General features: G+C 47.3%; 4 protein-coding genes. All 4 read left to right on the forward strand.

Annotated features, from left to right (window positions below):
• Nucleotides 1-779: 779 nt before the first annotated feature.
• The gene (gene nifH, locus AB7U36_RS20310) at nt 780-1,604 is read left to right on the forward strand and encodes a nitrogenase iron protein (protein WP_428161448.1); all 825 of its coding nucleotides are present in this window, start codon (nt 780-782) and stop codon (nt 1,602-1,604) included.
• Between the two features lie 33 nt (nt 1,605-1,637).
• Nucleotides 1,638-1,991 (forward strand): P-II family nitrogen regulator, encoded by a 354-nt coding sequence (locus tag AB7U36_RS20315; RefSeq protein ID WP_428161449.1) that lies wholly within the window; start codon nt 1,638-1,640, stop codon nt 1,989-1,991.
• Nucleotides 1,988-2,368, forward strand: coding sequence for a P-II family nitrogen regulator (locus tag AB7U36_RS20320; protein ID WP_428161450.1), 381 nt, complete (start codon nt 1,988-1,990; stop codon nt 2,366-2,368). Before AB7U36_RS20315 ends, AB7U36_RS20320 begins: the two co-directional genes overlap by 4 nt.
• Nucleotides 2,369-2,406: 38 nt before the next feature.
• A partial coding sequence (locus tag AB7U36_RS20325; RefSeq protein ID WP_428161451.1) for a nitrogenase component I subunit alpha occupies nt 2,407-3,830 on the forward strand: 1,424 nt, incomplete at its 3' end.

Consider the following 3,830-nt stretch of genomic DNA (forward strand, 5'->3'; position numbering starts at 1 on the left):
ACATACACAATCTTCAAATACCAATTGACCCTCACGGTTTATTCATTTTTAAAAAAATTAACACACAAATAATTTATATGCAAATTATTTGTGTGTTACAGAGTCTGGTAGCTGGGATATTCCCTATGGGTAGTGTCTTTTTAAAGTTGATAATAATTTGAAAAAAAAGAATGGAATGATCGGTTACTGCGTCAAAGCCTTTTGGTGCGATGTCGTGCCGAAATATATCTATTTTTTTATTTATTGCATCTGTGTAATATTTTTATGGTGGTTGGTGAGTTATCGGTAAGGCGACTATGGCGTTGTGTTTTTTGGTGATATTCATAGGTATTGGAGTCAAAATATCCTTAAAATTTTAGATCTATTCGTCGGGCACTTCATGAAAAAAATAATTTTATTGATTTAGGCACGATCTGATCCCTATTTTGTATAAAAAGGCCTTATCGTAGGCATTTTCCAATTTTTTCGGAAATTTTTCAAAAATAAAATTAAAGATCTGCTTAAGAACATTGCAAGATAAAATTAAATAATCTTAAAAATTACATATTTGAACATACAAACATATCATATTTGTAATATTTCAGTCTTTGACTCGTTTTTTCAAACATGAATAAAATTTTTTTTATTCAAAATAAACGTAAATCAAGCAAGTTATATTTTTTTACATTGGTTTGGTCTCCCGATGGAACATCCGTTGCAATTACAGGCATTACGACGGCGCGACAGGTCATGGGTCTGTTGAAAACAACCAATTTTAACTTTAGGAGCTTTGGAAAATAATGAGAAAAGTAGCAATCTACGGAAAAGGCGGCATCGGCAAATCCACTACAACCCAGAATATAGTTGCAGGACTGGTGGAAGCAGGTAAAAAAATCATGATCGTGGGCTGCGATCCCAAGTCAGACTCCACACGCCTCATGCTCAACGGCCTGGCCCAGAAAACCGTTCTGGATACTCTAAGGGAAGAGGGTGAAGACGTAGAACTTGAAGATGTTAGAAAAGAAGGATACGGCGGGGTTCTGTGTACGGAATCAGGCGGGCCCGAACCCGGTGTCGGTTGTGCCGGCCGCGGTATCATCACCTCCATCAACCTGCTGGAACAGCTGGGCGCCTATGACGAAGAGCAGAAGCTGGATTATGTATTTTATGACGTTCTGGGTGACGTTGTGTGCGGCGGCTTTGCCATGCCCATCCGTGAAGGTAAAGCCCAGGAGATCTATATTGTCGTCTCCGGCGAGATGATGGCCATGTACGCAGCCAACAACATCTGCAAGGGTATCGTGAAATTTGCCCAGTCCGGCGGCGTTCGCCTGGGCGGGCTGATCTGCAACTCCCGTATGGTGGCCAACGAAGAGGAAATGATTCGGCAGCTGGCCAAGAGATTGGGCACCCAGATGCTTCATTTTGTTCCCAGGGACAACATGGTTCAGCAGGCTGAGATCAACAGAAAAACCGTTATCGACTTTGCACCGGAACACCCCCAGGCAGATGAATACCGTGCACTGTCCAGAAAAATGGATGAAAACACAATGTTCGTCATCCCCACCCCCCTGGAAATTGAAGAGCTGGAAAGCATGCTTATCGAATACGGAATCGCTTCATAAACTTATAACCGCAGCGCCATAAGGAGTACTGACATGAAAGTAATGATCAAAGCCATTGTTAGACCTGAGAAAGTTAACGCAGTTATGGCCGCTCTGATGGAATCCGGTTATCCGGCGGTCACCCGGATGAGTGTCGCCGGACGCGGAAAGCAGCGCGGAATCAAAATAGGTGAAATCACCTATGACGAGATTCCCAAGGAGATGCTCATCTCGGTTATTGATGAAAAAGATCGCGATTTTGTTCTGAAAACCATTTTAGAAACCGCCAGGACCGGTGAGAAAGGCGCATTCGGGGACGGCAAGATTTTCATATCTCCGGTTCTTGATACTTATACCATCAGCTCAGGCAAAAAAGACATCGACCTGGATGAAGAGGTGGCATCATGAAAGAGATCATGGCCGTCGTCCGCATGAATAAGATCAATGAGACCAAAAAGGCTCTGATCGACGCGGGCATCTCTTCCATGACCGCTTTTGAGTGCCTGGGACGGGGAAAAGGCTTGGTGAACATGGACCTGCTCAAGGGCGCGCAAGAAGGCCATGAAGAGGCCATAGCCCAATTGGGCCAAAGCGATCTCCTGCGCCCCAAACGGGCACTGTTTGTGGTGGTTCCGGACAAGCTGGTGCAAAAAACCGTAGATACCATTATTAAAGCCAACCAAACCGGACAGCCAGGAGACGGGAAAATCTGGGTGCAACCCACGGTAAATTCCATCTCCGTTAGAACATCAGAAAGCGGAGACGCGGTTCTGGACGAATTTTAAGCAAAACAACACAAGAGATAAGATAGGGGTATAAACATATGACAGGCGAACGAACCATCACCGTTAATCCGGAAGATGTAAAAAAAGAAATACTGGCCAAGTATCCGCCCAAAGTGGCCCGGAAACGCGGCAAGCAGATCATGCCGGTTTCAAGCGAAGAAGATAAAGCCGGACTCACCGTCGGTGCCAACGTCAGAACCGTCCCGGGCATCATCACCCAGAGAGGGTGCTGCTATGCAGGGTGCAAGGGCGTTATCATGGGCCCGACCCGGGACATCATCAACCTGACCCACGGACCGATCGGCTGCGGATTCTATTCATGGCTGACCCGGCGCAACCAGACCCGTCCCGAGACACCGGAATCAGAAAACTACATGACCTACTGTTTTTCCACGGACATGCAGGACGAAGATATTGTTTTCGGCGGAGAAAAGAAGCTCAAGGCCGCCATCCAGGAAGCATACGACATTTTCAAACCCAAGGCCATCTCCATCTTCTCCACCTGTCCGGTGGGTCTGATCGGTGATGATATCCATGCCGTGGCCAGAGAGATGAAAGCTGAACTGGGCATCAATATATTTGGTTTCTCCTGTGAAGGATATAAGGGTGTAAGCCAGTCCGCAGGTCATCACATTGCCAACAACACCATTTTTACCCATGTTGTGGGTCTGGACGACACCATCTCCGACGCCAAATACAAGATCAACCTGCTGGGCGAGTACAACATCGGCGGCGACGCCTTCATCATTGACGATCTGCTTGAAAAATGCGGCATCAGCGTTGTTTCCACCTTTTCCGGCAACTCCACCATTGACCAGTTTGCCAACTGTCACACCGCAGATCTCAATGCGGTCATGTGCCACAGATCCATCAACTACGTGGCCGACATGCTTGAGATCAAATACGGTATCCCCTGGATAAAAGTCAGCTTCCTGGGGCCCAAGTCGACCGCAAGCAGTCTGCGCAAAATAGCCGCCTATTTTGAAGACCAGGAACTTATCGACACGGTGGAGAAAGTGATTGCCGAGGAGATGGTGCCGGTTGAAGCCAAGATCAAAGAGATCAGACCCCGGTGCGAAGGTAAAACAGCCATGATGTTTGTGGGCGGTTCCCGTGCCCACCACTACCAGGAACTGTTCAGGGATCTGGGCATGGAAGTGCTCTCCGCCGGATACGAGTTTGCCCACAGGGATGATTATGAAGGACGCCACGTCATTCCGGACATCAAAATTGATGCGGACTCCAGAAACATTGAAGAACTGGAAATCGAACCCGATGCGACCCGGTACAACCCCAGAAAGACCGAAGCGCAGATGAAAGCCCTGGAAGAAAAGGGATTTGCCTTCAAAGAGTACGAGGGCATGGTTCCCGACATGGCCGAGGGCTCCCTGATTGTGGACGACATCAGCCAGCATGAAACCGAAACCCTGATCGAAATGTACAAACCCGACATCTTCTGTGC

This window comes from Desulfobacter sp. (assembly GCF_050177295.1).

Excerpts from the sequence above, each read along its gene's own strand:
- nifH (WP_428161448.1), top strand. The coding sequence starts at position 780 with ATGAGAAAAGTAGCAATCTACGGAAAAGGCGGCATCGGCAAATCCACT.
- AB7U36_RS20320 (WP_428161450.1), top strand. The coding sequence starts at position 1,988 with ATGAAAGAGATCATGGCCGTCGTCCGCATGAATAAGATCAATGAGACC.
- AB7U36_RS20315 (WP_428161449.1), top strand. The coding sequence starts at position 1,638 with ATGAAAGTAATGATCAAAGCCATTGTTAGACCTGAGAAAGTTAACGCA.